At 73.1% G+C, this 23,578-nt stretch carries 21 protein-coding genes, 1 tRNA gene and 2 pseudogenes; 13 read left to right on the forward strand and 11 right to left on the reverse strand.

Going from position 1 to position 23,578, the window contains the following annotated elements; genetic code table 11:
* The first annotated feature begins 335 nt into the window (after positions 1 to 335).
* From FB457_RS35325 to FB457_RS21325, 3 genes are all read left to right on the forward strand, one after another.
* Positions 336 to 530 carry a hypothetical protein gene (locus FB457_RS35325; protein ID WP_173534845.1) on the forward strand — a complete coding sequence of 65 codons (195 nt, stop codon included), beginning with the start codon at positions 336 to 338 and terminating at the stop codon, positions 528 to 530.
* A 395-nt stretch (positions 531 to 925) separates the two neighbouring features.
* Positions 926 to 1,354 carry a helix-turn-helix transcriptional regulator gene (locus tag FB457_RS21320; protein ID WP_253911232.1) on the forward strand — a complete coding sequence of 143 codons (429 nt, stop codon included), beginning with the start codon at positions 926 to 928 and terminating at the stop codon, positions 1,352 to 1,354.
* Between the two features lie 217 nt (positions 1,355 to 1,571).
* Positions 1,572 to 2,417 carry a methyltransferase domain-containing protein gene (locus FB457_RS21325; RefSeq protein ID WP_047016155.1) on the forward strand — a complete coding sequence of 282 codons (846 nt, stop codon included), beginning with the start codon at positions 1,572 to 1,574 and terminating at the stop codon, positions 2,415 to 2,417.
* 38 nt (positions 2,418 to 2,455) lie between these two features.
* On the opposite strand, the pseudogene FB457_RS36300 reads toward FB457_RS21325, so the two are convergent.
* The 7 genes and pseudogenes from FB457_RS36300 to FB457_RS21365 form a co-directional block, all read right to left on the reverse strand.
* Positions 2,456 to 2,592: pseudogene (locus FB457_RS36300) on the reverse strand (IS982 family transposase); the annotation flags it as partial.
* Positions 2,593 to 2,993: 401 nt separating this feature from the next.
* Entirely contained in the window at positions 2,994 to 4,004 is a 1,011-nt protein-coding gene (locus FB457_RS21340) for a TRC40/GET3/ArsA family transport-energizing ATPase (RefSeq protein WP_145782853.1), read from the reverse strand.
* Positions 3,995 to 4,252, reverse strand: a complete 258-nt coding sequence (locus FB457_RS21345; protein ID WP_047016158.1) for a cory-CC-star protein — start codon at positions 4,250 to 4,252, stop codon at positions 3,995 to 3,997. Before FB457_RS21345 ends, FB457_RS21340 begins: the two co-directional genes overlap by 10 nt.
* On the reverse strand, positions 4,249 to 5,949 hold the full coding sequence (locus tag FB457_RS21350; RefSeq protein ID WP_145782854.1) for a carbon starvation CstA family protein: 1,701 nt from the start codon (positions 5,947 to 5,949) through the stop codon (positions 4,249 to 4,251). The genes FB457_RS21345 and FB457_RS21350 overlap by 4 nt, the downstream gene beginning before the upstream one ends.
* A gap of 790 nt (positions 5,950 to 6,739) precedes the next feature.
* The gene (locus FB457_RS21355) at positions 6,740 to 7,051 is read right to left on the reverse strand and encodes a hypothetical protein (RefSeq protein WP_047016160.1); all 312 of its coding nucleotides are present in this window, start codon (positions 7,049 to 7,051) and stop codon (positions 6,740 to 6,742) included.
* Entirely contained in the window at positions 7,048 to 7,680 is a 633-nt protein-coding gene (locus tag FB457_RS21360) for a sigma-70 family RNA polymerase sigma factor (RefSeq protein ID WP_145782856.1), read from the reverse strand. Before FB457_RS21360 ends, FB457_RS21355 begins: the two co-directional genes overlap by 4 nt.
* Entirely contained in the window at positions 7,677 to 9,239 is a 1,563-nt protein-coding gene (locus tag FB457_RS21365) for a sodium:solute symporter family protein (RefSeq protein ID WP_047016162.1), read from the reverse strand. Before FB457_RS21365 ends, FB457_RS21360 begins: the two co-directional genes overlap by 4 nt.
* A 248-nt stretch (positions 9,240 to 9,487) precedes the next feature.
* Between FB457_RS21365 and FB457_RS21370 the strand changes: the two genes are divergently transcribed.
* Together FB457_RS21370 and FB457_RS36305 are read left to right on the forward strand one after the other, a co-directional pair.
* Positions 9,488 to 9,706 (forward strand): DUF3311 domain-containing protein, encoded by a 219-nt coding sequence (locus FB457_RS21370; protein WP_145782857.1) that lies wholly within the window; start codon positions 9,488 to 9,490, stop codon positions 9,704 to 9,706.
* 41 nt (positions 9,707 to 9,747) lie between these two features.
* Positions 9,748 to 10,099: pseudogene (locus tag FB457_RS36305) on the forward strand (IS982 family transposase); the annotation flags it as partial.
* A 19-nt stretch (positions 10,100 to 10,118) separates the two neighbouring features.
* Here the strand turns inward: FB457_RS36305 and FB457_RS21380 are convergent.
* From FB457_RS21380 to FB457_RS21390, 3 genes are all read right to left on the reverse strand, one after another.
* Positions 10,119 to 11,057, reverse strand: a complete 939-nt coding sequence (locus FB457_RS21380; RefSeq protein ID WP_486589092.1) for a hypothetical protein — start codon at positions 11,055 to 11,057, stop codon at positions 10,119 to 10,121.
* Positions 11,058 to 11,228: 171 nt separating this feature from the next.
* Entirely contained in the window at positions 11,229 to 14,087 is a 2,859-nt protein-coding gene (locus tag FB457_RS21385; protein WP_145782859.1) for an SUKH-4 family immunity protein, read from the reverse strand.
* Between the two features lie 7 nt (positions 14,088 to 14,094).
* On the reverse strand, positions 14,095 to 15,078 hold the full coding sequence (locus FB457_RS21390; RefSeq protein ID WP_107086110.1) for an SMI1/KNR4 family protein: 984 nt from the start codon (positions 15,076 to 15,078) through the stop codon (positions 14,095 to 14,097).
* A gap of 365 nt (positions 15,079 to 15,443) precedes the next feature.
* Between FB457_RS21390 and FB457_RS21395 the strand changes: the two genes are divergently transcribed.
* Together FB457_RS21395 and FB457_RS21400 are read left to right on the forward strand one after the other, a co-directional pair.
* Positions 15,444 to 15,947: a YwqJ-related putative deaminase gene (locus FB457_RS21395; RefSeq protein WP_047016166.1), complete on the forward strand. Its 504-nt coding sequence runs from the start codon at positions 15,444 to 15,446 to the stop codon at positions 15,945 to 15,947.
* Positions 15,948 to 15,950: 3 nt separating this feature from the next.
* The gene (locus FB457_RS21400; RefSeq protein ID WP_047016167.1) at positions 15,951 to 16,481 is read left to right on the forward strand and encodes an SUKH-3 domain-containing protein; all 531 of its coding nucleotides are present in this window, start codon (positions 15,951 to 15,953) and stop codon (positions 16,479 to 16,481) included.
* 47 nt (positions 16,482 to 16,528) lie between these two features.
* On the opposite strand, the gene FB457_RS21405 is transcribed toward FB457_RS21400, so the two are convergent.
* Positions 16,529 to 18,100, reverse strand: coding sequence for a sensor histidine kinase (locus tag FB457_RS21405; protein WP_145782861.1), 1,572 nt, complete (start codon positions 18,098 to 18,100; stop codon positions 16,529 to 16,531).
* Between the two features lie 157 nt (positions 18,101 to 18,257).
* On the opposite strand from FB457_RS21405, the gene FB457_RS21410 reads away from it, so the two are divergent.
* The 6 genes from FB457_RS21410 to pth all read left to right on the forward strand — a co-directional run bounded on the left by FB457_RS21410 (position 18,258) and on the right by pth (position 23,416).
* Entirely contained in the window at positions 18,258 to 19,205 is a 948-nt protein-coding gene (locus FB457_RS21410) for a COG3415 family protein (protein WP_486589093.1), read from the forward strand.
* Positions 19,206 to 19,279, forward strand: a tRNA-Gln gene (locus FB457_RS21415).
* Positions 19,280 to 19,384: 105 nt separating this feature from the next.
* Positions 19,385 to 20,863 carry a bifunctional UDP-N-acetylglucosamine diphosphorylase/glucosamine-1-phosphate N-acetyltransferase GlmU gene (glmU, locus tag FB457_RS21420; protein WP_047016170.1) on the forward strand — a complete coding sequence of 493 codons (1,479 nt, stop codon included), beginning with the start codon at positions 19,385 to 19,387 and terminating at the stop codon, positions 20,861 to 20,863.
* A gap of 96 nt (positions 20,864 to 20,959) precedes the next feature.
* Positions 20,960 to 21,937 (forward strand): ribose-phosphate diphosphokinase, encoded by a 978-nt coding sequence (locus tag FB457_RS21425; protein WP_047016171.1) that lies wholly within the window; start codon positions 20,960 to 20,962, stop codon positions 21,935 to 21,937.
* 191 nt (positions 21,938 to 22,128) lie between these two features.
* On the forward strand, positions 22,129 to 22,743 hold the full coding sequence (locus FB457_RS21430) for a 50S ribosomal protein L25/general stress protein Ctc (RefSeq protein ID WP_047016172.1): 615 nt from the start codon (positions 22,129 to 22,131) through the stop codon (positions 22,741 to 22,743).
* 82 nt (positions 22,744 to 22,825) lie between these two features.
* Positions 22,826 to 23,416 carry an aminoacyl-tRNA hydrolase gene (pth, locus tag FB457_RS21435; protein ID WP_047016173.1) on the forward strand — a complete coding sequence of 197 codons (591 nt, stop codon included), beginning with the start codon at positions 22,826 to 22,828 and terminating at the stop codon, positions 23,414 to 23,416.
* Positions 23,417 to 23,578: the final 162 nt, after the last annotated feature.

Raw genomic sequence — 23,578 nt, forward strand, 5'->3', positions numbered from 1 at the left:
TATCCGGGACGGGCCCTCTTCCGGAGCCGCCGCGGGCGGCTCTCGGACGGGCCGGCGGCCCCACGGGGGTGGGACGCCGGCCCTGCTTCTGTCGCCGGCCTCTGCTGCGGGCCTCTGCTGCGGGTCCGGCGGTTACGGGGTCGATCGGCGCGTCCTCGTAGTCGTCCTCCTCGTACGAGGCGCCCGCGACGCTGGCGCCGGGACCGGCGCCCTGGAGCCGCTTCGTCTCGTACGAGGCCCCCGCCTCGGCGAACTCGTCGGGCGCCTGGCCCTCCGCGCACCCCTCGACGTCCGCGCCGAAGACCGTGGCCCCCGGGTCGCCGCCGTCCGCGGTGGTGCCGATCAGGTCCGGCGGGTACGAGCCGCCCAGGTCGCTGCCGTCCGCGTTCTCGACGGTGAACTCGACGCAGAACGGGGTGATGTCCGCGTCGCCGTTCTCCCCGAGCGCGGCGCCGAAGGCCGCCTTGTCCACGTCCGACACCCCGGTGACGGTGATCCCGATGTGGCCGGTGGCGCCCGCCCTGTCGTAGGGGACGACGGCCTGCTCGCCGATCTTCAGCCTCGTGCCCGGCGGCGTCACCTCGACCTCCTTCGGCGCGGCGGCCGGGCTCTCCTCCTCGGCGGCCGCCGGGTCCGGCGCGGCCTCCTGGGACGACTCGGACTCCAGGTCCGCGGAGGAGGAGTCGGAGTCGTCGTCCGAGCAGCCCGTGAGGGCGAGCGCGGCGGCGCTGGCGAGCGCGAGCACGGTCATGCGGGTTCGGTTCACTGGGGGTTGCCTTTCGAAAATGCGCGGTGGCGCGCGCGGTCTCCCGTGCTGGTCGTGCATGAGAGGCATGCAAGAAAGGACACGAGCGGTCACCGCACGCGCAGATTCGTGTCCCGACCCACGGTGGCAGGTGGGCACGGGTAGGTCATTGACGCTCTGGTGCACGCCTACCTGGCCCACCAGTTGGAGTCGAAGACGGCAGCGGCGTTGGACCCGGAGCACCGGCAGCACGCCCTGCTGGTACGCGTGGTGGACTACATGCGCCACCGGCTCGCGGACCCGGAGCTGACCCCGCAGCAAGTGGCGGACGTCCACCACATCTCCGTCAGCTACCTGCACCGGATCTTCCGCGCGCACACCGGAGGGCGCGAGACGGTCGCCGGCTGGATCCGCCGTCAGCGCCTCGACCACGCCCGCCGCGACCTGGCCGACCCCGTCCTCGCGGCGGTACCGGTCCACCGGATCGCGGCCCGCTGGGGCTACACCCACGCGGCGGCGTTCACGCGCAACTTCCGGGCGGCGTACGGGGTGACGCCCCGGGAGTTCCGGCAAGGCGACCCGGCGGCCTCCGCCGACGGCGTCTCCTGACCCGGCGGGGGCGGCTCGTAGACTCGTGGCGTGGCATTCACGAGCGGTCCGCACTGCTTCCTCTGAGCGGAAGGCACTGAGGGCGACGCCGGCCGGCGTCGCCCTCCTCGGCGTGCCTGCCGCGTGACCCGCGCCCCTTCGCCGCCCGCCTCCGGGCAGTGCGTGACGCGCGCGCAGCAGGCACGGTCCCCGTCCGCCCCCGTCCCAGGAGCGCCCCGTGCCCGTACCGCTTCCCCCTGCCCTCGCCCTCTCGCTCGACGTGCTGCGCTGCCCCACGTGCCGCCGCACCCGCCGCCTGCACCCCGGAGGCGGCTCCCTGCGCTGCCCGGCCGGCCACACCTTCGACCTCGCCCGCCACGGCTACGTCAGCCTGCTCACCGGCGCCCGCGCCACCAGCGGCGACGACGCGGACATGGTGCGCGCCCGGAGCCGGTTCCTGGCCGCCGGCGCGTACGAACCGCTGCGGGCGGCCGCCGCCCGGCTGGCCGCCGCGGCGGTCTCCCGGCCAGGGGCCACGGTCGTGGACGCGGGCTGCGGTACGGGCCACTACCTCGCCGGCGTGCTCGACCGGCTGCCCGGCGCCCGCGGCATCGGCCTCGACACCTCCGTACGCGCGCTGCGCGCCGCCGCCCGCGCCCACGACCGGGCCGCCGCGGTGGCCGCCGACCTCTTCCGCCCCCTGCCGCTGGCCGACGGCGCGGCCGATGTCGTCCTGAACGTCTTCGCTCCGCGCAACCCGGCCGGGTTCCACCGCGTGCTGCGGCCGGGCGGCCGGCTGGTCGTGCTCCGCCCCACCGGGCGCCACCTGGCCGAACTGCGCGCCCGGCGGCCCGCGATGGTCACCGTCGACCCGGCGAAGGAGGAGCGGCTGCACCGCGCGCTCGACCCCTTCTTCGAGGCCGCCGCCACCGAGCGGATCGACTACCCCGCCCGCCTGACCGCGGCGGAGGCCCTGGACCTGGTCGCGATGACGCCGAGCGCGCGCCACCCGGCCCGTACGGAGGAATCTCCGCCGGGCCGGGTCACCGTCTCGGTGCTGGCCACCGCGTACCGGCGGCGGTGAACGGGGCCCGCGGCCGGTCAGGGGTGATCGAGGGCGCCGGGGCGGTAGCCGGCTCTGATGTGGACCCGTTCGCGGGCTGGCCGCAACAGCCGGATGCCCAGCTCCGTGAGCTGACGCTCGAAGGCGCGGCCGAATAGTGCTCATCGCCGATCAGCGTCTGCCCGCGCCCTGATGCACGATGCCGCCGAGACAGCAGGCCCTGCCCCCGACCGGCTCTCCTTCACCCGCAGCACCCGCCTCATGCGCCGCCAGGTCACCGCGCAGGCGGCGTATTCCCCCTGAGCACCTGGCCGCCGCGCTCCCCGACGGGCTCCGCGAGATCACCGTGCGCCTGCTACCCACCCGCCGCAGGCGCTCCAACCCACGCGTCGTCAAACGCAAGATGTCCAGCTTCCGCGTCAAACGCACGAGCATCACACCGGGCCGCAGCTCGCCCGACCCGGCCGACGCCGTGACCGTCGCACCGCACCGGCGCACCGCCCCGGTCAACCCGCCAACCGAGGCCCGACGAAGCTGGGATCCTTAGGTCACTGGTTTTTCCACTGGCCTCGCATTTTGGTCGCGGCCGGTTCGGAATCAAGCGGAGAACCCGGAAGACGAGGGCCCGAGCCGGCCGGCAAGCGCCGCAAGCGCCTCCGCGCCCACCAGATCTCCCGGCAGCAGCGGCACGTCGAGCAGCGGTACGTCCGGGAGCTGCCGCCGCAGCCGGACGAGGTGCTCGTCCTCCGTCCTCCGGCGCCGGGCGAGCAGCTCATCGGCGTCCGAGGGGGAACGGCGGTTGGCGACGAGTGCGGCCACGTCGATGCCGAGGCCGGTGAGCTTCTGGTACACCTCGATGGTCTCGGCGATCGGGAGCAGCTCGGCGGTCAGCACGACCACGAATCCGGTCTGCTCCGAGTCCGTCACCACTTCGCGCAGCCGGGAGAATCGGTTGCGTCGGCGTACGAGGATCCGGCGCAGCTCGGCATCGCGGTCGGTCTCCGCGCCGCCGCCGAGACCGCGCACTGCGGCACCGAACCGTTCGGACCGGTCACGGTTGGCGAGCAGGGTCTCCGTCCAGGAGGTGAGTTGCTCGGGCAGCGCAAGCAGCCGCAGCGTGTGGCCGGACGGGGCGGTGTCGAAGACGACCAGGTCGTACGCCTCCTCCCCGAGCTCCACCGCCTCGGCGATCCGCTCCAGTACCGCCGACTCGTGGGTGCCGGGCGCCTGCCGGGCCAGCTCCAGGTGCCGGCGGGCCGATGCATGGATCCGCTCGGGGAGCAGCCGCCGCATTGTCTCGGCGACCGCGGACAGGTGCTGCTCGACCGTGCGCTCCGGATCGATCTCCAGCCCGTCGACGTGGCCCGCTGTACCGGCCCTCACCCGGTGGGCGAGGTCCCCGCGGGAGGCGAGGCGTACGGGCTCGTCGCCCACGGGGCGTTCCCAGAGGTGGCCGAGGTTGTGAGCGGGGTCGGTGGAAACCAGCAGCACGCGGGCGCCCGCCCGGGCACGGCCGAGGGCGAGCGCCGCGGCGACGGACGTCTTGCCGACCCCGCCCTTGCCGCCGACGAAGACGACCCTGCGCGAGGAGAGGAGGTCTAGCAGCATCCGACGTGCCCCAATGGCGAGCGGTCCATGCCCATCCGGCGGTGCCAGGCGTGGAAGTCCTCGTAGAGTGCGGGCACCAGCTCGGCGGTGTAGTACGCAGCCGGGTCGGGCACGCCCAGTGCCTCCGCGAGGACGACCATCCGGAAGAGGTCGTCCTCCTCGCGCCGGGCACGGGCGAAGGTACGCCGGTAGGGGCCGGCGTAGAACTCCTCCAGCCCGGCCCGGAGCGAGGCCCAGCGGGATGTCACTTCTTCAGCTCGGCTTTCTCCCTGACATCGGCGTCAGGGGCCTCCGGCGGCTCCTGGGCCGCCCGCCGCATCGCAACGACCGCCTCGAAGGCGACCCACACGGCGGCGACGATGACGACGACGTCGATGACCAGCAGCAGCCAGTCCCGGGCATCGTAGAGGTCGCCGAGCTGTACGAGCGCTGCCCAGAACGACATCACGAACACGGCCGCGAGCGGCACCAGCGCAGGTGCCGGGTTGCGCCGCTTGCGGATCAGCATGACCGCGACGATGGAGAGGGTCAGTGAGGCCAGAAGCTGGTTGCTGGTGCCGAACAGCGGCCAGATACGGAGGCCGCCGGCGCCCTCGGCGCCCTGGCTGAAGGTCAGTCCCATACCGGCGCCGAGCGCGATGAGGGTGCCGACGCCGTTGGTGATCCTCACCTTGACGACCTCGCCGGCCTCCTGGACGACGAAGCGCAGCAGGCGTACGCCGGTGTCCATGGTGGTGGCGGCGAACAGGATCGCCATGGTGGCCAGGACAGTCGAGCTCAGCGAGGCCGGCAGGCCCAGGCCGCTGTTGACGATCTCGCTACCGCCCGCGACGAACGCCCCGACGCCGCCCTCGCCGAAGGCGCTGTAGACGGCCTCCCAGTCGGCCAGGGTGCGGAAGCCCGCGACGGCGGTGATGATCGCGCCGAGCGCGAGCATTCCCTCACCGACCGCGCCGAAGTAGCCGACGAAGCGGGCGTCGGTCTCCTTGTCGAGCTGTTTCGAGCTGGTGCCCGAGGAGACCATGCCGTGGAAGCCGGAGATCGCGCCGCACGCGATGGTGACGAAGAGCAGCGGCACGAGGTCCGGGGTGCCCGCGGGAACGGCGTCGTTGACGGCCGGGGCAACGATCGACGGGGCACTCAGCAGTACCGAGGCGAACAGGATGCCGAGCCCGACGAAGAGCTGGACACCGTTGATGTAGTCACGCGGCTGGAGAAGCACCCACACGGGCAACAGGGAGGCTATGCCGGCGTAGACGAAGAGGGCGACGATCCAGAAGGTCGCCGGGGACATGCCCAGGATCGGATCGGGCAGCTCCACCGGGACGGCGTCACCGAGGAGGATCAGGGCGTAGAGCGCCGCGACGCCGATCACGGTGACCAGGCCGAGGCTCATCCTGTAGCGGTAGACCGCTTGGCCGACCAGCAGCGCCACCGCGACCGCGCCCCAGGTGGGGATCACTGCCGACGGGGTGGATATCAGCAGGTTCTTGATGACCACCGCGAAGGCAGCGATCACCATGAGGAGCAGCAGGAAGATCACGACGAGGAAGAGGTTCGCGCCCCGGCGGCCGATGTAGCGGCCGGAGAGCGCGCCCATCGAGCGGCCCTTGTTGCGCGCCGAGGCCCACAGGGCACCCAGGTCGTGCATGCCCGCGAAGAAGACCGTGCCGAGCGTGACCCACAGGAACGCGGGCAGCCAGCCCCAGATCACGGCGACCGCCGGGCCGACGATCGGCGCTGCGCCCGCGACCGAGGTGAAGTGGTGACCCCACAGCACGAACTTGTTGGTCGGGACGTAGTCCACGCCGTCCCGCAGGTCGTGCGCGGGCGTCTGGAAGGACGCGTCAAGCTTGAAGATCCGGTTGCCCAGGAATTTCGAGTAAAGGACATATCCGCCCGCGAACATCGCAAGGCCGATCAACAGCAGCGGAAGTGCATTCATACGAGATGCCCTCTGGATTCTGGGAGATGGAGCCGCTGCCCCGCACGGAATGTGCACCTGGCAGTCAGACAACGGGGACGGTGGGGCATGGCCCTCCTCGCCCGAGGGAGGCCGGTGACCGGAACGCGAATTCGGGTACCTGCCCCCTTTTCCGCGCAATGTGGCGGTGCGCCCGGACGCGGTGTGCTGCGCCCGGGCGCCGGCCGTGCCGCGGCGGCGGAGTCCTCCTGCCACGGCAACACGCACCTGAAGCCGTCGGCCGACGTCTGGCTCGGCGCGAGTCCGCACTCGCTGTCTGCCACTGGCGCTCACCTCCCGCACGGATGCCGCGAGGCAGCCGGCCCCGCGGTCTGCTCAAGAGTTGCCGCGGGCCCCGATTCGGTTGACAGGAGATTTCCTGGAGTTTTCGGGCAGCGGTCCGTGACGCGTCATCGCCCAGCAGACGCGAGGCGAAAGGAGGTGTGCGGTGCCCGTAGTCGCGGACCAGACGCCGGTGCGGTACGTGGCTCTCGCAGACCTGCTCCGCCCTGCACCGATACGACTGCGGGACGAAACCGGCTTCTGCGGGTTGCGTGCGACGATCGACCGCCTTCGGGTGTCCCCGCCGTTCCGAGCCGCGTTCCCGAGCGGACGCCCGGCTCCCAGGGACTTCTCGGTTGTGGTCGCACTCCGCCTCGGCCATGCCAGGGCCCGTCAGGCGCCGCATACGATGCCCGCACCGCCACCCGCCGGCCGTCGACCGGTACATCAGCGACCGGCCGGCCGCCGTCCGCCTGCCCGCCGACCGGGCTCAGACGCAGCCGCAGTTCCAGTGAGGGGGATCGGTCCGGTCGGCGGGCTGCGCATTACCGGTGGACACCCCGTCATCGAAGATCACCCCGGGCCTTGAGGGTGCTTGGTTGAGCACCCACAGCCCGATCAGGGTGGCAAGGGTGAAGACCACGGCGATCAGTACCGCAAGGACGAGACGGCGCCGCCGTTCTCTGCGCTGCCAGTCGCCGTGCGCCACGCGATAGGCACCGGGCGTGGGCCGTACGCCCTCGGCGAAGGCTTCGAGTGCATCCCGGAGCTGCTCCTCGGTACCAGGGGAGGAGTTGCTCATCGCCGGGCCTCCAATGCCTGAGTGAGGGCGGCTATGCCGCGGGCGGTGTGTGTCTTGACCGAACCGGACGAGATGCCCATGGTCTGCGCTATCTCCCCCTCTTTGAGGCCGAGCCAGTGGCGCAGAACCAGCGCCTCGCGCTGCCGTGCGGGAAGCTGCTGCAACGCGGAGACCAGCGCCCGCTGGTCATCGTGGAGGAGCGCCGAGGTCTCCGCGGACGCCACCGAGCCGACCGGCACTTCGACGTGCCTGCGCGCTGCCTGCAGATGTCGGATCCGCATCCGGGTCAGATTGCAGACGACCGAGCGAAGGTACGCCTCAGCAGAATCAGTGGCGCGTATTTTACGCCATTTACGGTATATCTGGTAGTAAGCCTCGGCCACGATGCTCTCCGGGTCGTCGGCGCCGAGCAGCGCGGCCAGGCGGAGCATCGGCGTGTAATGCAGGTCGAACAATCGCGCGATAGCGGCCTCGCGGTCGAGGTCCGCGGAGGCGGTCAGGGGCTGAGCCCCGTCTGCGGGGTTCCGGTCCGTACGGTCCGCGGGGGCGCCCGCCCCGGCGTGCGTGGGAGGTACAGAGGGCCGCGACTGCGCTGGGACGGGGCGGGCGCCAGGTCTGGTCCGTTTCATGAGCTGCTCGCTCCCCCTTCGGGGCGATGCCTGATGATCAGGCGGGACGGTAGCGCTGTGGTGTCAGTACCACGGGGTGTGCCGATACGGTCCAGGGCCGCGGTGACGGTCACGGCGACCGCGAGGTTGAGAACGAGGGCAGCGAGGCCGGCGTAGACCTCCAGCTCGTGTCCGCCCACGTCGAACGGGACGACGGGGGAGAAGCCCTCGTGCACGACCAGGTACGTACCGGCGGACATCCCTGCGGCCCAGCCCGCCAGCAGGGCACGGTGGTGCAGCCAGCGGGTGAACAGCCCGATGGCGACGGCGGGGAGGATCTGCAGGATCCAGACCCCGCCCAGTAGCTGGAGATTGATCGCGTCCTGGTCGCGTAGCCCGAACACGAAGGCGACTGCGCCCACCTTGGCGGTCAGCGACACCACTCGGGCGATCCGCACCTGGCGCTTGGGCGTGGCGGTCGGATGGAAGTACTCGACGTAGACGTTACGGACGAAGGAGGTCGCCGCCGCGATCGACATCACCGCCGCCGGTACCAGCGCTCCCACGGTGATCGCTCCGAAGACCAGTCCGGCCAGGGCGGCGGGCATGAGGTCATCCACCAGCAGGCCGACAGCGCTCTCGGCGGCACCCCGTGGGGCGTCGACACCCGCGGCGAGCGCCGCGATGCCGAGCATCCCGAACAGGCCGAGCACCCCGGTCCAGGCGGGTAGCGCGATGGACACCCGGCGCAGGGTGTCCGGCCCGGAGGCGGCGAAGATCGCGGTGAGTACATGCGGGTACATCAGCAGTGCCAGCGCCGAGCCCAGCGCCAGAGTGGCGTACGCTGCGTGCTGATCGGCGGCGAGAGCCAAGGAGGCGTCGGCGGCCCCGCGTGCGGCCAGCTCCCGTGCCGCGGTCTCGAACACGGCACCCGGCCCGCCCAGCCGGGACAGCACCAGCGCCACGGCGGCGAAGACCGAACAGAAGATCGCCACACCTTTCATCGCTGAGATCACGGTCGGGGCCCGCAGCCCGTGGTGGTAGGTCGCCACGGCCAGCCCCGCGAACAGCGCGACCATCAGCAGATCCCCGGCCGCTCCGCGTGGATACAGCCCGCCGGCTGTCAGCACCGCACGAATGCCCAGAAGCTGGAGCGCCAGGTACGGCATGGTCGCCAGGATCCCGGTGAGGGCGACCACCAGGGCCAGCGGGGGCGAGCCGTAGCGCCCACGGACGAAGTCGGCCACGGTCACGTAGCCGTGGCGCCGGGCCACCGACCACAGCCGGGGGAGCAGCAGGAAGGCCAGCGGCCAGACGATCACCGTGTAGGGCAGTGCGAAGAACCCGTACGCACCCTGGCCGTACACCAGGCCCGGTACGGCGGCGAAGGTGTACGCGGTGAACACCGTGCCGCCCAGTAGCAGCCAGGTCCACACCGGACCCAGGCTGCGGTCGGCCAGGGCCCACCCCTCCAGCGAGGGCAGAGTGTCGTACCGCTGGAACCTCCGCGCGGCCAGGGCCAGGAGCGACGTGCCGCCGATGACCGACGCGAAGGCGATGAGCATGGCACCCTCGGTCATCGATCACCGTCCAGGCGGGTGTGCGTAGTCTTGTTGCTTTCGAGTTGCGCGACCATGCCTATCGGAGGACAGGAAGCCCGTGGAAAACTTCTGGAAGTCTCCCCTCAACCTCATGGTATGGACAAGCATCTTTTCTACAGGCTGACGGGCGACCGGCTCGCGGTCCCACCACCGGCGGACGCAGCGATCGACAGGAGGGCGCCGTGACACGGGACGGACACCGGCGCGCTCCCGGGAGCGGGAGGAACGTGCTCCGGCTGACCGTGGCCGGCGCGTGTCTGCTGGCACCGGCTGTCGCCCTGCTCTGGCTCCCCTGGTACACACGTGAAGGGCCGGAACTGATGGGGGTCCCGTTCTTCTACTGGTACCAGTTCGCCTGGGTGCCGGCCACCAGCGTTCTGCTGCTCGTCGCCTATCTGCTGCTGCGCCGCGGGGACCCCCGGCGCTCGCGGCCCCCCGTCGGCTGAGCCGTCGCCGTGAAACCGCCCTCCCGGACGCCTGCCGGTCGACCGAACCCGGCCTGCTGGCCGGACGGAGCGGGCAGACGCTGATCGGCGACAAGCACTACTTCGGCGCCGCCTTCGAGCGTCAGCTCACGGAGCTGCGCTTCCGGCTGTTGCGGCCGGCCCGCAAGGCGAACCCGGGCGGGCCGGAGCCTCGCTGTTCAAGCCGTTACGGCAGGTCATCGAATCGGTCAACGAGTCAAGGGCCGGCTCGACCTCGAACGTCATCGCGGCTGCACCCCCGGCGGCGTCATCGTCCGCGTCCTGCAGCGCATCCTCGCACTGACCGCAGCGAGCTGGCACAACGACCACACCGGTCAACCGATCGTGCGCGCGCTGACCGCCTACGACCACTGAACCCCTCGGAATCGGTCATCTAGTCGTCCCCGTGGGGCGAGGGGCCCGGGACCGTGCCGGTGGCCGGGTCGGAGTCCGGGGCGCGGCCCGTCATCGCCGTGAGGGTGGCGCGTACGTGTTCCATGTGCGCCGCCAGTTCCTCACGGCGGCCCTCCGCCTCGCGGAGCGCGCGCTGCGTGTCGCGTTCGATCTGCTCCGCCTGCGCCACCGCCTCCGCCACCAGCTCCGCACCCTGCGCCTCCGCCTCGTCGCGGCAGCGGGCCGCGTACGCCTCGGCCTCGGCGTGCGCCGCCTGCTGCTCGGCGAGGTGCGCCTCCGCGGCCCGGGTACGGGTGGCGAGGTCGGCGTCGATGGCCTGCCGCCGCTCGCGTACCTCCTCGTCCAGCCGCCGCGCCGCCGCCGTGCGTTCGAGGCTGGCCTCGTCGAGCATCGCCGCCGTGCGGTGCTTCATCTCCGCCAGCGCCGCCGCCGCCTCGCCCGCGGTGTCCTCGACCGCGGCGTGCGCGGAGGCCAGCAGGTCGGCCGCCTCCTGCTCGGCCCCGCCGAGCGCGCTGCGCAGCCGGGCCTCGGCCTCCTCGCGCAGGGCGTTGGCGGCGCGGCGGGTGTCGGCGGTGGTCTCCTCGACGTACCGGCGCGTCTCGGCCTCCGCGCGCTGCAGTTGCTCCGCCGCCGTGCCGCGCAGCTCCGCGGCCTGCTCCTGGGCGAGGTACAGGATCTCCTGGGCGCGGGGGCCCAGTTCCGCGTAGGTCTGCTCCTTGACCTGCGCCAGCTCGCCGGTGAGGCGTTCCAGCTCCTGGCTCAGCTCGCGCTCCAGGACGGTGAGGCGGGCGGCCCGCTCCCAGGCGGAGTCGCGCTCCTCGCCCACGCGGGTCACCGCGGCGTCCACTTGGTCGGGGTGGTAGCCGCGCCCACCGCGTACGGTGTCGAAGCCCCGAGCCGACGTCTTCACGGCGCCCATGTGATCGAGCTCCTCTCGTCCCCGGTCGACTGTCGGCGCTCATCCTTCAGGACTCTCGCTAATCGGTCATAACCTGACACCCACTCCTTTCAGGTGGTCATCGGTCGAAGAACATACGAAACGGCCCCACCGGCGGGGCCGGTGAGGCCGTTCCGTACTGCCCGCGCAGGGTTACAACAGGCCGTCCCAGAGCTGTTCGAGCACGACCGACCACCAGTGGTCGGGGCCCTGGAGGGCCGCCGGGTCGATCGCCACGAGCTGCGACTGGAAGTCGACCGTCCAGCGCCCCGCCTGGTCCGGCGTGAGCCCGAAGCGCATCCGCCACATGTGGCCGAGCATCGCCAGGCAGCGCACGAACTCCGGCAGCCCCGTGTTCACGAACTGCGGCGGCGCGCTGCCCCCGCCGGGCGCCGCCTCCAGCGGCACGGCGACGATGTGCGCGGTGCCGTACTGGACGCACATCTGGCGGCCGAAGTCGTTGCCCATCACGAGGTACGAACCGGCGTCGGACGCCGCCTGCACACCCCGCTCCGCCGCCAGCTCCGCCAGCGTCGGCACCGGCCGGCCCGGCTGCGCCTGGCCCCAGAAGAACGGGCCGAAGTCCATCGGCAGCCCGGCCCACACGAGCGTCTGCGCCACGATGTCCGGCACGCCCTGCCGGGCCACGGCCCGCTGGTCGTACCGGAACACGCCCTGCGGCCCGAACGCCTGGTACAGCTCGTGCCCCAGCCCCTCGGGCGGCAGCGGCGGCAGCACGGGGATCTGCCCGGGCGGCGGCAGCGGCACGCGCTGCGGCCGCGGCCGGGCCGGACCGTCGGCGACCTGGTGCAGCTCACCCTGGTGCTCGATGAGCTGCTGCATGCCCTGCTGCCGGGAGGCGTGGTCGCGGCCGTAGGAGGCGGTGTGGCTCAGCCGCACCTGCGGCCAGGTCTCGCGGATCATGCGGGAGCAGTAGCCGCCGGGCAGGTCGCAGGGCTCCAGCTCGGTGTGCAGCTCCAGGACCTGCTGCGGCGGTACGCCCATGCCGCGCAGCTCGTGCAGGATCTGCCACTCGGGGTGGGCGGTGCCGGGGGCGGAGCGGCGCATGACCTGCTGCTCGGAGCCGTCCTGGGCGCGGTAGCGCAGGACGGCGAGGTAGCCGGGGCCGACGGTGGGGACGCCGGGGGGCGGATAGCCGTAGCCCGCGGGCTGCGGGGCGCCGGGGGGCGGCATGCCGGGCGCGCCGGGTACGGGTCCTGCGGGGGCGGCTCCGGGGGCTCCCGGGGGGAAGGGGGCGGGACCGGCGGCGGGGGGCGCGCCGGGGGCGCCCGGAGCGCCGGGCGCGAAGGGGGCGCCGCCGGGGGGCGGAGCGGGCTGGCCGGGCGCGGGGGGCGGGGGTGTGCTGGGTGCCCCCGGGGCGCCAGGGGCTCCGGGCGCTCCAGGTGCTCCGGGTGCCGGTGGGGCGGCGGGCGCGCCCGGGACGCCCGGTGCGCCGGGGGGTGAGGGCGGGCCCGGGGGTGCGCCGCCCGCGGAGGCACCCGGGTCGACCTGCGACACGAGCTGGGTCGGGATGTACGCGTTGCCGGCGCCCGGGGCGCCCGGGGCGGACGGCGGGGGCGGCGCCGAGGAACCGGAGCCGCGGCCGGCGCCGGGCGTGCCGGGGGCGCCGGGCGGCGGCGGTACGCCCTGACCGCCGGGGGCCCGCTTGCCCTTGAGCGGCGGCGGGATGGGGGTGGCCTTGCTGGTGGCCTGCTCGGCGATGTCGGCGGCCCCGCCGCCGGGGCCGGCGGGCGGGGCGGAGGGGGTCTGGGGGGCGGGCGGGGTGCTGGGCGCGCCCGGGACGCCGGGGGCCCCGGGTGCGGAGGGGGCGCCCGGTGCGCTCGGGGCACCGGGGGCCGCGGGGGCGCCGGGCGGAGTGCCCGGGGCGCCGGGGGTGTTCGGGGCTCCCGGCGGGGCGGGGGTGCCCGTGGATCCAGAGGCTCCCACGGCGTTCGGGGCGCCCGGCGGTGCCGGGGCGGGGGCGCCCGGGGGCGGGGTGCCCGGCGCACCGGGGTAGTTGCCGGAGCCGGGGGCGGGTGGGGCGCCGGGGGCCGGAGGAGGCGTGGCGCCGGGGGCCGCGGTCCCGCCGGGCGGCGCCGGGGCGCCGGGGTAGCTGCCGGAGCCGGGGGCGGGCGGAGCGCCCGCGCCCGAATGCGGGCCCGGCGCGCCGGGGTAGCTGCCGCCACCGGGCGGGGGCGGGTACGGGCCGCTCGGCGGCGGGGTGTCGGGAAGCGAAGCGGAGAGGACCGTCTCCGGCAGCGGCACGGAGGCCGCGTCGTCGTCGCCGCGGGAGTTGGTGTCGTTCCACGGGGTCGGCGCCGCCGCCGCGGGCGCCGTCGGGTCCACCCGCGGGCCCACCGACCCGGAGGAGGCCCCCGACGCACCGGCGCCCCCGGCCGCGTACGGCGAAGCGGGACCGGAACCCCCGGCCCCGTACGGCGCACCCGAACTCCCCTGCGCCGCAGGCGCACCCGGGCCCGAAGCCGGCGCCGGGACGGGCGACGGGGAAGACGCGGATGACGCGGCGGCCGGGGGCACCGGAGAAGGCGCAGGAGCAGGCGCAGCCGCGTGCCGGCCGCCCGACCTGCCGGACCCGGCGGACCCGGACGACCCCGAAGACCCCGAGTCGCGCCGCGGAATGCCGATCTGGTCCGCCGCCTCCTGCAGCCACTCCGGCGGCGTCAGCAGGAACGACGTCGCCCCCAAATCCACGCGCTCCCCCGGCTGCGCGCCCCGCGGCGCCGCCGCCTCCTCGCCGCCGTACTCCTCCTCGAAGCGCCGGATCACCTCGCCGACCGGCAGCGCGGGCCACAGCGTCGTGTCGCCCGAGTCGCGCGCGATGACCATGCGCGCCCCCGAGCCCTCCGGCATCCCCTCGCCCGCCGGGATCTCGGCCCAGGCCACGAAGCCCAGATCGAACTCCCGCACCTTGACCTCGCGGCGCCGCTGCTGCGGCACCCCGCCGTTGATCCACGAGTCGGCGCGCTCCTGCGCCTGTGCGAAGGTGACCATTACCTCTTCACCCCTCCACCGGCACGGCGCGCGCGAAGCCGCCGTCCACCATCAGATTCGCCACGGTCTCCAACTCCGGCGGGCCGCCCACCAGCCGGTCGAGGAAGGCGTCGAAGTCCTCCCCGCAGAACAGCAGCAGCCGTTCCACCCGCTCCGCGACCGACCAGCCCGAGTCGCCCTGGTCGCGGGCGTCGTCGTACGGGCAGAACCACACGCTGCCGCGCCTGCGGCCCTTCGTCTTCAGCGCCAGCACCCCGCCCTGCAGGAACGCGATGCCCAGATAGTCCTTCGTCAGATGGTCGCGCAGGCACTTGTTCACGTAGACCACGTCGTTGACCGCCGCCTCGTCGCGCACGGTGAAGAACGGCTGGTCCACCAGCAGCCCCAGCTCCGGATCGAGCGCCGCGCCGACCGGCGCGCAGCCGCCCGCCGCCTTGAGGAAGTCGCGGTACGCGCCCGGCAGCCCGTAGCCGAGATCCTCCTCGACACCCATCACCTGGTCCTCGGTGACCGCCGCGCCGTCACGCGGAAGGGTGAAATGCACCGGCCGCGTCTCCTGCAGCGGGCGCGTGCCGCGCTTGTCCTGGTCGACGGCCGCCGTCGCCAGCCCGCCGTGGTGCCGCAGCAGCGCCTTCACATCGGCGGGCACCAGCTCCATCCGGCGGGTGCCCGCCACGTGGTGCCAGGTCCAGCCGTGCGGCGTCGCCACCGACGGCAGCGTCGACCACAGCTCGTGGCCCTGCGCGTGCAGCGCCGCGTTCGCCGACACGTAGTCCGTCAGCCGCAGCTCGTCGATGCCGAAGCCCTCGGGGGGCTCGGCGATCTCCGCCGCCGCGCGCGCGTACGGGGAGAAGTCCGGGTAACCGTCGGCGTCCACACGCACGCCGCGGGGGTGTCTGGCGGCCCGGACCGGGTCCGGGAAGTTCACGACCTGCCCGGCGTATGCCGCGTTCGGCGGTGCGACGGTCGTTCCTCGCCGACCTGACGTCATCGCGTGTGCCCCCTGCCGTTGGTCTCCGTCAAACACAGCCTATGGGGTGCCGCGGCCGGCGGTCTTGCCCTGGTCAGAGAGCGCCCCGGCAAGCGGCGTGATCTGCTCCGCAATGACGGACTTGCCCAGCACGGGACCGGGCCACGGGGTGTGCACACGCCGGTACGGAAGGCACCTCGGGTGTCGTGTCGCACGTATGTGGCAAGCTGGACGGCGCGAGACAGCGGAGTTTCACGGGGGAGGCTCTTACCGCTATGCACGCATGCTCAGACACAGCAGATCCGCTCACCGGCGGCGATCCATACGGCGGTATGGGACGCCCGTTCGGCCTGACGGACACTCCGTACGGATACATGGAAACGGACATGGGGACGGGGACGGGCCCGGCGGCCGACCCCCGCACAGACTGGCGCGACACGGCGCCCGGCGACGGTGTGCCACGCCTCACCAGCCGGCGGGACGGCGTCCTGCCGGCCGTCGGCGCCGCCCTCTCCGTCCGCGGCCAGACCCTCACCTGCACGGCGGGCCGCGCCGACCAGGGCCCCCTGCTCCACCCACTGGTGCAGGACTTCCTCGACACGCTCAGCAGCGGCCGCCGCGAGCGGTTCACCGGGCGCTGCCCCGAAGCCGTGCTGCTCTCGCGGCACCTGACGGCCGTCGAGGCGGGCCGCAGCAAGCGCGCCGCGCGCAAGCCGCTGTCGGCGGGAGAGGCGCGCCGGGCACTGAAGCAGGCGAAGATCACCGCCCGCCACATCCGCGAGGACGGCGACCCGCTGCACGGGCGGTACGCGCCGCCCTGCCGCTCCTGCACCGCCCTCCTCACCCACTTCGGCGTGCGCACCGTGGGCGATGCGCACGCCGAGGACTGAGCCGTGGTCCCCTCGGACCCGCGCGACCTGGCCGCGCACCACACGCGCTTCCCGGTCGAGGTCGACAGCGCGCTGCGCGCGGCCGGCTGGGAGCCGGGCCGGTGGGACATACGGCAGGCGGAGACCTGGGCCGACACGCTGCGGGCCCATGTGTCGTCCGGCGGCCACGTGCACGCGGTCTTCCCGGCGGCGGTCGAGGCGTGGGCGGAGTTCGGCGGCCTGCGGGTCGTCGGCGAGGGCCCCGGCCGCCAGTTGGGCCCGGCGGACCTGCACGTGGACCCGATGCACGGGCTGCACCTCACGCGCACCCTCGCGGACCTGGGCCGCGCCCTCCGGACGGAGCTGTGCCCGCTGGGCGCGGAGCTGGCCCCGGACGGGAGCACGGCACAGGCGGTGCTGGCGGTCGACGCCGAGGGCAGGGGGTACGCCCTGGATCACGCCGGGGACTGGTTCCTGGGCAGGTCCGTGGACGAGGCGCTGGTGACTCTGGTGACCGGCCTCGAACCGCAGCGCCTGACGCCGGAGCCGGACTGACGGGCGGTCCGTACGGGCGAGGCTTCCGCAGGTGAACGCCCCGGGTGCTACGTCCCGCTGGGCAGCACGGCCGAGACGCGGAAGCCGCCCGCGTCCGTCGCGGCCGACACGAAGCCGCCGCCCAGGCCCGTCACGCGCTCGCGCATGCCCACCAGGCCGTTGCCGCCGCTGGGCAGCCCGGCGCTCTGCGAGGCGGCGTCGGACGGGCCGTTGACCACGAGCACGGCCACCTCGGCGACGCGATGCGCGAGCAGCACCCGGGTCTTGGCACCGGGGGCGTGCTTGTGGACGTTGGTGAGCGCTTCCTGCACGACCCGGTAGACGGTCTGCTCCACCTCGGCGGCGTACGGGCCGGGGTCGCCCTCCTCGGCGAAGTCCACGGCCATCCCGGCGGCGCGGGACTCGCCGATGAGCGCTTCCAGATCGTCCAGGCGTGGCCCGGGACCACCGGCGTCGGCGTCTGCGGCGCCCCGCGGGCGCTGCCCGGCACGGGCAGCCGCCGCCCCGGCCGCGGCCGGGCCGCCGCGCGCAGGGCGGCCGGCATCGGTGGCCACGGCGGCGGGGGCACCGCCGGCCGCGGAGGAGGCGGCCTCCGGACCGCCCCCGGCAACCCCGGCCCCGTCGGCCCCGGCACCGGCACCGGCACCGGCCACCGCGACCCCGGCGCCGGCCGCCTCCGCGGCCGTACCGCCCGACGCGGCAGCGCCGGAGGCCGCACCACCCGGCGCCGCGGCGCCGACGACGGCCTCGCCACCGCCCGGCGCCCCGCTCCCCGGCGACGACACCGACCCCGCCGGCATCCGCAGCACGCCCAGCATCTCCCGCAGCTCCGTCAGCGCCTGCCGCCCCATGTCCCCGACCAGCGCCGCGTTCCGCGCCGCCTTCTCCGGATCGTTGAGCACCACCCGCTCCAGCGCCGCCGCGTGCACCACCATCAGGCTCACCCGGTGCGCCACCACGTCGTGCATGTCCCGCGCGATCCGCGTCCGCTCCTCGCGCCGCGCCCACACCGCACGCTCCTCCGCCCGCTCCGCGAGCAGCGACAACTCCCGCTCCAGACCGTCGGCCCGCTCCCGCAGGCTCTCCACGAGCCGCCGCCGCGCGCCGACGTACAGCCCGAACAGCAGCGGCGGCAGCGTCACGCCGACCGACATCAGCAGCGCGACGAGCGCGGCCAGCACGAAGGGCGAGTCGCGGTCATGCTCCTCGAAGGTCTGGTACATCTGCACGAACGTGACAATGATCACGGCGGAGACGGACATCCCGGCCAGGGCCGCGGTGATGCGCCGGGGGATGTCGGAGGCGGCGAGGGTGTAGAGGCCGACGACGGCCAGCAGGAAGCCCATCTCCGCGGGCGTGACGGCCATGCCCACCAGCACCGGGACGATCGGCCACCGCCGCCGCAGCACCAGCGTGCTGCCCGCGACGAGCCCCAGCACGATCCCGAACCCCAGGGGCAGCCCGGCGTCCCGCGCGAACGGCACCCCCTGCGCCACGCACTCCGCGGCCGACGCCGCCGCCAGCACCACGTCCAGCACCATCGACCGGCGCCGCGCCCACCACCAGACCGGCCTCCGCCCCCCGGAGACCTCGCTCACGGCTTCCCCCGACGCGGTCATACCAACCAGCGTAAGGGCCGAACACACGGTGCCGGGCTTCGGGTGCAACAGCACGCAACGGATTCGAACGCACACGAAACCACCAGGTAGGCCCCGAACTGGTGAATCGACCGAATATTCGCATCCGCAGCCCGGACCCCGGGCGAGGCTGGTTGCCATGACCGAGGAACGACACCGCCTCGACGGCGACGAGGCCACCAGCCCACATGATGACCCCATCGCCTTCGATCGGCTGCGAACACGGGCAACCGCGCTCCGGAGAGAAGGGCTGGATCCCTGGCACATCCGGGTTGTGCTCGGCGTCGATGACGATGACTATCTCGAGCGGCTGCTGGCGCCGGAGCCACCGCCAGACTGGGCGAAGCGGCCGAAAGCCAACGACACCGTCAGGCTGGAGGCACGCAGACTCCGGCGGCAAGGACTCACCTACGAGGAGATCCGCGCTGAGCTCGACGTCTCCAAGAGCTCGCTCTCGGACTGGCTGCGGGACCTGCCACGCCCTGCGCCCAGGTGGAACCCGGCCCTGGCCCGCAAGGGGCACGTGGCGCAAATGCGGCGTATGGCCGAGGCACGGGCCTCCCTCCATGTCAGGTTGAGCGATGAAAGGCACCAGCTCACACGCGAGGCGAAGGGGCAGATCACCACTGTGAGCGATGCCGAGCTGTTCTTCATCGGCGTCGCCTTGTACTGGGCGGAAGGCCAGAAGGACAAGGAGTACGCACGCCGAGAGTGCATCTCGTTCGTCAACAGCGACCCACAGATGATCCGGGTCTTCTTGCGCTGGCTCGACCTGCTCGGTGTCTCCGCAGACCGGCTGCGTTGCAGTGTGCACATCCAGGCGCAGGCGGACGTCGAGGAGGCCACCCGGTTCTGGTCGGAGCTGACGGGCGTCCCGCGTCATCGGTTCTGGAAACCCGGCCTGAGCAAGGCGCCCGTCGGGTCGCCCCGGCTGCTTCGGGCGGTACCGTACGCGGGCTGCCTGAGGATCTACGTCACGAACAGTGCTCGGCTGTACCGCCAAGTGGAAGGGTGGTGGCGTGGCATCGGCGCCTGGGCAGAGGCTCCCGGCAGCGAGGCGGCTCCGGTAGGGTCTGACTCGCAGTGATCCCCCGTGGTGTAACCCGGCAGCACACCAGATTTTGGATCTGGCAGGACAAGGTTCGAATCCTTGCGGGGGAGCCGTCCCCAGAGCCCCGGCAACCGCCGGGGCCCGTTTGCGTTACCCCCGCGTACCCCCTCGGTATCCTGCCCGTACCCCCGATTCCGCCTGCGTAAGGACCTCACGTGACCGCGAACCGCCCCGCAGCCGTCGTCGTACTCGCCGCGGGCGAAGGCACCCGAATGAAGTCCGCGACCCCCAAGGTCCTGCACCGCATCTGTGGTCGCTCGCTTGTCGGGCACGTCGTCGCCGCCGCCGGAGAGCTGGACCCCGAGCATCTGGTCGTCGTCGTCGGGCATGGCCGGGAGGCCGTCACCGCGCATCTCGGGGAGATCGCGCCGCAGGCGCGGGCCGTGGTGCAGCGGGAGCAGAACGGGACCGGGCACGCCGTGCGGATCGCGCTGGAGGAACTGGCCGGGAGCGGCGTGGCGCTGGACGGGACCGTCGTGGTCGTGTGCGGTGATACGCCCCTGCTCGCCGGCGAGACGCTGGACCGGCTCGCCTCGGCGCACGGCGCCGACGGGAACGCCGTGACGGTGCTGACCGCCGAGGTGCCGGACGCGACCGGGTACGGGCGGATCGTGCGGGAGGACGCGACCGGGGCCGTGACCGGGATCGTGGAGCACAAGGACGCCTCCGCCGCGCAGCGGGAGATCCGGGAGATCAACTCCGGGGTGTTCGCGTTCGACGCGAAGCTGCTGGCGTCCGCGCTGACGCAGGTGCGGCGGGACAACAGCCAGGGCGAGGAGTATCTGACCGACGTGCTGGGGATCCTGCGCTCCGCGGGGCACCGGGTGGGTGCGTCGCCGGCCGCCGACCACCGGGAGATCCTGGGCATCAACAACCGGGTGCAGTTGGCCGAGGCGTGCCGGCTGCTCAACGACAGCCTGCTGCGGGACGCGATGCTGGCCGGGGTGACGGTGGTGGATCCGGCGTCGACGTGGTTCGACGTGGCGGTGACGTATGAGCCGGACGCGGTGGTGCATCCGCAGACGCAGCTCCTGGGGGCGACGCACCTGGGTGCCGGTGCCGAGGTGGGGCCGGGGTCGACGCTGACGGACACGGTGGTCGGCGCGGGTGCGCGGGTGCTCAACACCGTGGCGGACGGGGCGGAGATCGGGCCGGGGGCGAACGTGGGTCCGTACACGTATCTGCGGGCGGGGACGCGGCTGGGTGCGGGGGCGAAGGCGGGGACGTACGTGGAGATGAAGAACGCGGACGTGGGCGCGGGGACGAAGGTGCCGCATCTGTCGTACGTGGGGGACGCGACGATCGGCGAGTACACGAACATCGGTGCCGCGAGCGTGTTCGTCAACTATGACGGGGTGGCGAAGCACCACACGACGATCGGGAGTCACTGCCGTACGGGCGCGGACAACATGCTTGTTGCGCCCGTCACAATCGGGGACGGGGCGTACACCGCCGCGGGGTCGGTGATCACGAAGGACGTGCCGCCGGGTTCGCTGGCCGTGGCGCGGGGTCAGCAGCGCAACATCGAGGGCTGGGTGGCCCGTAAGCGCCCCGGGAGCGCGGCGGCGCGGGCGGCCGAGGCGGCCCGCCGGGAGGGTGCGGCGGAGGACGAGGGCGCCGGTCAGGCGGGGTGACGGCGTGGGAAGCCGGGGCGTACTGGGCGTACGGTGAGTAGGACATCCGACCGGCCGCCCGCCCGGCCGCCTGCCCGACACCGAGGAGAACGTGCTGTGACCGGGATCAAGACGACCGGCCAGAAGAAGCTGATGCTTTTCACCGGCCGTGGCTACCCCGAGCTTGCCGAGGAGGTCGCGCACCAGCTCGGTGTGGGCCTCGTACCGACGAAGGCGTTCGACTTCGCCAACGGCGAGATCTACGTCCGTTTCCAGGAGTCGGCGCGGGGGGCCGACTGTTTCGTGATGCAGAGTCACACGACGCCCATCAACCAGTGGATCATGGAACAGATGATCATGGTGGACGCGCTGAAACGTGCCTCCGCGCGCAGCGTCACCGCGATCGTCCCGTTCTACGGCTACGCCCGCCAGGACAAGAAGCACCGCGGCCGGGAGCCGATCTCGGCGCGGCTCATCGCCGACCTGCTGAAGACGGCGGGTGCGGACCGGATCCTCACGGTGGACCTGCACACGGACCAGATCCAGGGCTTCTTCGACGGCCCGGTGGACCACCTGTTCGCGCTGCCGGTGCTGGCGGACTACGTGGCGTCGAAGACGGACCGCTCGAAGCTGACGGTGGTCTCGCCGGACGCGGGGCGCGTGCGGGTGGCGGACCGGTGGGGCGACCGGCTGGGGGCGCCGCTGGCGATCGTGCACAAGCGCCGGGACCCGGACGTGGCGAACCAGGTGACGGTGCACGAGGTCGTGGGGCACGTGGCCGGCCGGGTGTGCGTGCTGGTCGACGACATGGTGGACACGGGGGGCACGATCTGCGCGGCGGCGGACGCGCTCTTCGCGAACGGCGCGGAGGACGTGATCGTGGCGGCGACGCACGGCGTGTTGTCGGGTCCCGCGGGTGACCGGCTGAAGGGGTCGAAGGTGAGCGAGTTCATCTTCACGAACACGCTGCCGACGGCGAGCGAGTTGGACCTGGACAAGATCACGGTGCTGTCGATGGCGCCGGTGATCGCGCGCGCGGTGCGCGAGGTGTTCGAGGACGGCTCCGTGACCAGCCTCTTCGACGAGCACGCGTAGCCGTAGCGCGGAAGATCGACTTGGGGCGGCCGCTCGCCGCCGGGTAGACTCCCGGAGTTGCTCGGCGAGGGAGGCCGCCCCGGTCCGTCCGGTACCGGTTCGGTGCTCCGTTATCGACGCGCTCTTCGTAGCAGGCCGATCGCGGCCGGGTGACCGTCCCGACAGCCTCACCTACTGCGAGGAGTGCGACCATGGCCGAGTACAAGATCACCGCGGAGCCGCGGACCGAGACCGGCAAGGGCGCCGCCCGTCGGCTGCGCCGCGAGGACAAGGTTCCCGGCGTCGTCTACGGCCACGGCGCGGACCCGCGGCACGTGGCGCTGCCGAGCTACGACCTGCTGATGGCGCTGAAGACCTCGAACGTGCTCATCAGCCTCGACCTCGACGGCAAGTCCGAGCTGGTCATCCCGAAGGACGTGCAGCGCGACGTGCTGCGCACCGGGGTGCTCAAGCACGTGGACCTGCTGGTCGTGAAGCGCGGCGAGAAGGTCACCGTCGAGGTGCCGATCCAGGTCGAGGGCGACCTGGCTCCGGGCCAGAACCTGCTGGAGCACACGCTGCACGCGCTGCCGGTCGAGGCCGAGGCGACGAACATCCCGGAGTCCGTGACGGTGAGCGTCGAGGGCCTGGAGGCGGGTGCCACGGTGGCGGCGAAGGACGTCAAGCTGCCGGCCGGGGTGACGCTCGCCGTCGACGGCGAGGACCCGGTGCTGCACGTGGTCGCGCCGCAGGCGGAGGAGTCGGCGGCCGAGGGCGAGGGGGCCGAGGGCGAGGCCGCGGCCGACGAGGGCAAGTCGGAGGACTGAGCACCGCGGGGGGCGGGTCGTACGGGCCCGCCCCCGTCTCCGTAGGCGCAGGCACGCACACGTACCCCGGGAGGGCCGGCAGATGTCGGACGCAGCGCAGCCGTGGCTCGTCGTGGGCCTGGGCAATCCGGGCCCGGGGTACGCGGGCAACCGGCACAACGTCGGGTTCATGGTCGCCGACCTGCTGGCGGAGCGCGTCGGCGGCCGGTTCAAGGCGCACAAGGCGCGGGCGCAGGTCGTGGAGGCGCGCCTGGGTCTGCCGGGTCCCGCGGGCCGGCGGATCGTGCTGGCCAAGCCGATGACGTACATGAACCTGTCCGGCGGCCCGGTCTCGGCGCTCGCCGGCTTCTACAAGGTCCCGCTGGAGCGGATGGTCGTCGTCCACGACGAGCTGGACCTGGACTACGGCACGCTGCGGCTGAAGCTCGGCGGCGGCGACAACGGCCACAACGGGCTGAAGTCGCTGTCGAAGTCGCTGGGCCGGGAGTATCTGCGGGTGCGGTTCGGCGTGGGCCGGCCGCCGGGGCGGATGGAGGTGGCGGACTACGTGCTGAAGGACTTCTCCGCCGCCGAGCGCAAGGAGCTCGACTACTTCGTGGACCGTACGGCGGACGCCGTGGAGGCACTCGTCACCGAGGGCTTGGAGCGCGCCCAGAACACGTACAACGGCTGATCCCCCGACCTGTCACCAGACTGTGACAAAGGGCTTTCCCAGCACATCTCCTGAAACGGGATGAAGGGCGCACGACGCGCTTGACCGGCGCCCCGCCGGCGGCGGAAGCTGAGCCGCCCCCCAACTTCCCTCTGCACACCTTTCACTCACGAAGTTGGGTAC

This window comes from Streptomyces sp. CNZ287, from assembly GCF_007827615.1.

Excerpts from the sequence above, each read along its gene's own strand:
- FB457_RS21355 (WP_047016160.1), bottom strand. The coding sequence starts at position 7,051 with ATGAGCAACTCCTCCCCTGGTACCGAGGAGCAGCTCCGGGATGCACTC.
- pth (WP_047016173.1), top strand. The coding sequence starts at position 22,826 with ATGTCGGACGCAGCGCAGCCGTGGCTCGTCGTGGGCCTGGGCAATCCG.
- FB457_RS21430 (WP_047016172.1), top strand. The coding sequence starts at position 22,129 with ATGGCCGAGTACAAGATCACCGCGGAGCCGCGGACCGAGACCGGCAAG.
- FB457_RS21350 (WP_145782854.1), bottom strand. The coding sequence starts at position 5,949 with ATGAATGCACTTCCGCTGCTGTTGATCGGCCTTGCGATGTTCGCGGGC.
- FB457_RS21405 (WP_145782861.1), bottom strand. The coding sequence starts at position 18,100 with ATGACCGCGTCGGGGGAAGCCGTGAGCGAGGTCTCCGGGGGGCGGAGG.
- FB457_RS21380 (WP_486589092.1), bottom strand. The coding sequence starts at position 11,057 with ATGGGCGCCGTGAAGACGTCGGCTCGGGGCTTCGACACCGTACGCGGT.
- FB457_RS21340 (WP_145782853.1), bottom strand. The coding sequence starts at position 4,004 with ATGCTGCTAGACCTCCTCTCCTCGCGCAGGGTCGTCTTCGTCGGCGGC.
- FB457_RS21410 (WP_486589093.1), top strand. The coding sequence starts at position 18,258 with ATGACCGAGGAACGACACCGCCTCGACGGCGACGAGGCCACCAGCCCA.
- FB457_RS21395 (WP_047016166.1), top strand. The coding sequence starts at position 15,444 with ATGGGGACGGGGACGGGCCCGGCGGCCGACCCCCGCACAGACTGGCGC.
- FB457_RS21365 (WP_047016162.1), bottom strand. The coding sequence starts at position 9,239 with ATGACCGAGGGTGCCATGCTCATCGCCTTCGCGTCGGTCATCGGCGGC.
- FB457_RS21385 (WP_145782859.1), bottom strand. The coding sequence starts at position 14,087 with ATGGTCACCTTCGCACAGGCGCAGGAGCGCGCCGACTCGTGGATCAAC.
- FB457_RS21360 (WP_145782856.1), bottom strand. The coding sequence starts at position 7,680 with ATGAAACGGACCAGACCTGGCGCCCGCCCCGTCCCAGCGCAGTCGCGG.
- FB457_RS21390 (WP_107086110.1), bottom strand. The coding sequence starts at position 15,078 with ATGACGTCAGGTCGGCGAGGAACGACCGTCGCACCGCCGAACGCGGCA.